Source organism: Paracraurococcus ruber, from assembly GCF_004353985.1.
GTDB lineage: Bacteria > Pseudomonadota > Alphaproteobacteria > Acetobacterales > Acetobacteraceae > Paracraurococcus > Paracraurococcus ruber.
In genome coordinates this window covers 1-5,274 of sequence record NZ_SMOA01000333.1, presented here as the reverse complement: position 1 = coordinate 5,274, position 5,274 = coordinate 1, and the positions used below count along the sequence as shown (strand labels likewise).

The 5,274-nt window shown below is 75.9% G+C and carries 3 protein-coding genes; 2 read left to right on the top strand and 1 reads right to left on the bottom strand.

Annotated features, from left to right (window positions below):
* Positions 1-296 precede the first annotated feature (296 nt).
* Positions 297-1,307 (bottom strand): class I SAM-dependent methyltransferase, encoded by a 1,011-nt coding sequence (locus E2C05_RS28375; protein ID WP_133223000.1) that lies wholly within the window; start codon positions 1,305-1,307, stop codon positions 297-299.
* A 286-nt stretch (positions 1,308-1,593) separates the two neighbouring features.
* On the opposite strand from E2C05_RS28375, the gene E2C05_RS28370 reads away from it, so the two are divergent.
* Positions 1,594-2,868, top strand: a complete 1,275-nt coding sequence (locus tag E2C05_RS28370) for a cation:proton antiporter domain-containing protein (protein WP_133222999.1) — start codon at positions 1,594-1,596, stop codon at positions 2,866-2,868.
* Positions 2,869-3,419: 551 nt separating this feature from the next.
* Positions 3,420-5,162 (top strand): solute carrier family 23 protein, encoded by a 1,743-nt coding sequence (locus E2C05_RS28365; RefSeq protein WP_133222998.1) that lies wholly within the window; start codon positions 3,420-3,422, stop codon positions 5,160-5,162.
* Positions 5,163-5,274 lie beyond the last annotated feature (112 nt).

The window sequence follows — 5,274 nt, the reverse complement described above, 5'->3', positions numbered from 1 at the left end:
CGGGACCCCATCGCGCGCCGGGCGCGGCGCCGCGCCGGCGGCCGGGCCAGGCCGGCCGGCATCCGGGAAACCCTGCCGGGGCGCACGGGCCGCGAGGATCCGCCGACGACCTGGCGGCCGGGTGCCGGGCGCCATGGCCATGCCGGCGGGCAGGCCGGCCCAGGCGGCGACCCGCGCGGGATGTCGCCAGGCGACCTGGCGCGGCGCGATCCCGCGGGCCTGCCGGGCGGCGAGGGCCGGCACCGGACAGGGCCTGACCGTGCCTGCCGTGGCGGAGCCTGACCGGGCCTCCGGGATCAGGCCCCGGCGCGGCCCGGTTGCCGCGACGCGGCGGGTGGCCTCGCCTGCCCGGCCGTGCCGCCCGCTGCCGCATGCCCCATCCAGCGCCGCGCCTTGCGCAGCGCCCGCCCCGCCCAGGCGCCCGAGAGCGCATGGCGCAGCGGCGAGACGGGCGGGAAGCCGGCGATGATCGCCGCGGCCCGCGCCGGGTCGATCACCGAGGCCGCCGTCACCGGGCCGGCGGCGGCGCGCCGCAGCACCAGCGTCGTTCCTTCCGCCGGGAAGCGCGCATCCGGCTCGAGCCCCGCCCGCCGCGCCGCCGCCAGCAGCGTCGACGGGACGAAATGGTGCACATGCGCGAAGTGGAAGCGGGCGAAGGGCGGCCTGTCCGAGGGGCTCAGATCCGGCACGCTGACATAGAGGACCCCGTCCTCCCGCAGCCAGCCCGCCAGCCGGGCCAGCGCCGCCACCGGGTCGCGCAGATGCTCGATCACATGATGCGCGGTGATGGCGTCGAAGCTGCGCGCGGGCAGCTCCGCCTCGGCCAGGGAGGCGGCGAGGACCGGCACGCCGTAGCGCCGGCGGGCCGCGGCGGCATAGTCCGCCCCGGGCTCGAGGCCGAGCGGCGCATGCCCCGCCGCGGCCAGGGCGGCAAGGAATTCGCCCGACCCGGCGCCGAAGTCCAGCACCCGGGCGCCGCGCGGCAGGGCGGGCGCCAGCAGGGCCAGCCGCCGCGCCGCCTCCGCCCGGCCGCGCCCGACATGGGCGCGGGACGGGCCGCGCCCCGCCATCTGGTAATCCAGCCGGTACAGCGCGGTGTAGTAGGTCGCCAGCTCGGCCTCGGTCGGCATCGGGTCGCTGCGCAGCAGGCCGCAGGCGGTGCAGGCCACGGTGGTCAGCGGCTTCAGCCGGCGGTCGAGCCGGGCGACCGCCACGGCGTCCCGCCCGCCGCACAGGGTGCAGGCGATGGGTTCGCCGACATAGGGATAGGGCAGGCCGGGCAGCGCGGCGCGCAGAAGGGTCCGCATCTCAGGCAGCCCCGGAAGGGGCCGCCCCGCGGGGCGTCTTGGTCATGGGTCCCAACATCCGTCCTTGGTGGCCGGCCGCGACGTGCGGCCGCCCGCCGTGGTCCGACATCGCGCGGCCGCCCGGGGGGGCGGCGCGCCAGAGGGGCCCGGACACGAGCTGCCCGGAAATATGGATCGTTGTTAATGGATCAAGGGCCGGCATGGGTGATCCTGCGCGCCCGGCTTCCCACATGAGAGCGGCGGTTCCGCCCGCGTCTCGCCACAGGAATCGGGCAAGCTCGGCCACATGCACCACAGCACGCCACTTCTCACCACGCTGGTCGCCGCCCTGACCGCGGCGCTGCTGCTCGGCGTGCTGGCGCGCCGGCTGCGGCTGCCGCCCCTGGTCGGCTACCTGCTGGCGGGCATGCTGATCGGCCCCAACACCCCGGGCTTCGTCGGCGACCTGGCGCTGGCCAGCGAGCTGTCGGAGATCGGCATCATCCTGCTGATGTTCGGCGTCGGGCTGCATTTCTCGCCGAAGGAGCTGGCGGAGGCGCGCGGCGTCGCGGTGCCCGGGGCGCTGGCGCAGATGGCGGCCGCCACCGTTCTGGGCTGGGGCGTGGCGCGGCTGTTCGGCTGGTCGGACGGGCAGGGCTTCGTGTTCGGCATCTGCCTGTCCGTCGCCAGCACCGTGGTGCTGCTGCGCGCCCTGCAGGAACGCGGGGAGATGACCAGCAACGCCGGCAAGATCGCGGTCGGCTGGCTGGTGGTGGAGGACCTGGCGATGGTCATCGCCCTGGTCCTGGTGCCGGTCGGCGCCGCCCTGCTGGATGGAAGGACGCCGGCCGGCATGCTGTCGGGCATGGGGGTGGGGGGCGGCGACCTCGTGCTGTCCCTGCTGGTCACCCTGGGCAAGGTCGCGGTCTTCGTCGCGCTGATGCTGGTGGTGGGCAGCCGGGTGATGCCGGCGGCGCTGTCCATGGTCGGCGCGCTGCGGTCGCGGGAGCTGTTCTCGCTCGCCGCGCTGGTGGCGGCGCTCGGCGTCGCCTATGTCGCCTCGGTCGCCTTCGGCGTGTCCTTCGCGCTGGGCGCCTTCCTGTCCGGCCTGGTGCTGGGGCAGTCGGCGCTCAGCCAGAAGGCCGCCGAGCAGACGCTGCCGCTGCGCGATGCCTTCGCGGTGGTGTTCTTCGTCTCGGTCGGGATGCTGTTCGACCCCGCCATCCTGCTGGCGCAGCCGGCGCTGCTGGCCGGGGCGGTGCTGGTCGTCATGCTCGGCAAGTCGGCCGCCGCCTGGGGCATCGCCCGCATCCGCGGCCTGAGCAACCGGGAGGCGCTGCTGATCGCTGCCTCGCTCTCGCAGATCGGCGAGTTCTCCTTCATCCTGGCGGGGATCGGCGTCGCGGAACGGGTGCTGCCGCCCCAGGGTCGCGACCTGGTGCTGGCGGTCGCGCTGATCACCATCGCCCTGAACCCGGTGATGTTCTGGCTGGCGGACAGGCTCGCCGCGCCGCCGCAGCCCGTGCCGGCGCCCGCGCCCGCGGCCGCATCCGCCACGGCGCCGGCATCGCATGGCGGCTAAAGCAGATCCCGATCAGGTGGAATCACCTGATCAGGTGACGATGTTCGTAGAATCAGAAGACTGGAGCGGTTGCCGTAAGCCGTGGCGAACGGCAACCGCCCTAGTGTCCTGACTGCGGAGTTCGCAGCCACCGGCCGCGAACTCCGCGGATCAGCAGGCCATCGCAAACACAGGCAGGTGGTCTGAGCTGACGGGCGCCGCCGGTGGCGACGAACATGGACTTCGGGACACCAGGGCGGTCTCCGTTCGCCATGGCGCATGGCAACCGCCCTGGCCAATCGAATCCGCGCGCATCTTCACCCGATCGGGTGGTTCGAACTGATCGGGACCAGCCCCAGCGCGACCCGCGCGCGCACGCGGCCACGCAAGCCGCCCCGCGGCCGGCATCGGCAGACCGGAGCCACGCCGCGCAGGCGCCAGCGGCGATGGCGCGCCGCCGGGCGTGGACCATCGCCCGGCGCAAGCCATTGCAAGCGCCGCCGCCCGGCCCCGGCTTGGCGGCCCCCGGCAAGGCCCATACTGTTCCGCCCGAAGCTTGATCGGACGCTCGCATGGCTTGGTGGTCGGCGCTCGCGCAGGGGCTGGATCGCGGTGCGGACCGGCGGATGGAACGGCCGAAGGGCTTGGTCTACTGGCTCGACTCGCCATCTCCCCCGGCGTCCAGCCTGGTGCTGGCGCTGCAGCATGTGGCGGTGCAGTCGGTCTATTTCGTGCTCGCGGCCGCGACCGCCTCCGCCATCTCGGGCGATCCGGCGGATGCCACCCGCTTCCTCTGCCTCTCCATCCTCACCGTCGCGCTCTGGCAGGCGCTGCAGCTGCTGACGCGCGGGCCGCTGGGCTCGGGCTATCCGGTGCCGGCGACGCATGCGCCGGCCATGCTCGGCGCCTATGCCGCGGCCGGCGCGGCGGGGGCCGGCTTCGCCGCGGCCGGCGCCATGGTGGTGGTGGCCGGCCTCGCCGCCATGCTGCTCAGCCTGGCGATGCGGCGGCTGCGGGTGCTGATCCCGAACGAGGTCGCGGGCGTCGTCGTCATGCTGATCGGCGTGTCGCTGCTGCTGCTGGCGACGCAGCTCTTCGGCCTGCAGCCGGGCGGCGCGGCGCCCGGGCCGGGCGGTGTCGCGGTGCTGCTGCTCAGCATCCTCGCCATGGTCGCGGTCGCGCTCAGCCGCACGCCGGCGGCGCGGATCTCGGTGCTGGTGGGCGGCGCCTTCGGCGTGGCGCTGTCGCTGCTGCTGGGAGAGGTGCCGGAGCAGGCCGGGGCGGTGGTCGCCGCCAGCCCCTGGTTCGCCCTGCCGCGGCCCTGGGCGCCGGATTTCGCCGCCATGCAGCCGGCGCCGCTGGCCGCCTTCCTGCTGGCGCTGGTCGCCGCCAAGGCCTCGGCGGTGGGCGGCTTCCTGATGATCCAGCGCGCCGCCGATGCCGGCTGGACCCGGCCGGATGCGCCGCCGGTGCAGCGCGGCCTGCTGGCCAACGGCCTGGCGGTGGCGCTGGCCGGGCTGGTCGGCGGCGCGGCGCCGGGCCCGGCCACGGCGGCGGCCGGGCTTTCGGTGGCCACCGGCACGCTGGCGCGGCGCATCGTCTGGATCGGCACCGGCGTGCTGGTGCTGTTCGCCTTCTGCCCGAAGCTGGTCGCGCTGTTCGTGGTGGCGCCCCCGGCGGTGAAGGCGGCGACGCTGATCTATGTCTCCGGCTACATCGTGGTGCAGGGGGCGCAGCTGGCCACGGTGCGGCTGCTGGATGCGCGGCGCTCGGCCATCGCCGCGCTCGGGCTCGGCGCCGGGCTGGTGGCGGCGCTGGCGCCGGCCGCCTTCGCGGCGAAGCTGCCGGCGCTCGCCTCGCCGCTCGCGCTCGGCGCGCTGGTCGCCTTCCTCGCCAACCTCGCCACCCTGCCGCTGGTGACGCAGCGGGCGGAGATCCGGCTGGACGCCGGGCCGGGCGCCGCCCGGCAGGCCGGCGAATGGGCCGCCGGCCTGGCCGGCGCCTGGGGCCTGAAGCCGCAGACGGCGCGGCAGATGGACCGCGCCCTGCTGGAGGTGCTGGAGGTGCTGACGGAACGCGGCATCGGCGGCGTCGCGCTGGCGGCGCGGCGGGGGGAGGACCGTCTGGAACTGCTGCTGCGCTGGCCCGGCGCGGCGCTGCCCGCCCCGGCGGCGCGGCCGCGACCGGAAGACCTGCTGGGGCCGGCCGAGGCGCAGGAGGCCTTCGCGCTGTGGCTGGCCACCCGTGACGCGCTGGGCTTCACCCAGCGCGCGGCGGAAGGCGGGACGGAGGCGCGGCTGGTCTTCGAGGACTGAGCCGCCCGGCCCGTGCCAAGCCGCGGCGCGACCTGCCGGCTGCCGACCGCGACCGCGCGGCGCCCCGCCGATGCCGGCCGCCCACCGCCATCGCGCCGGCGGTCCGGCGGCT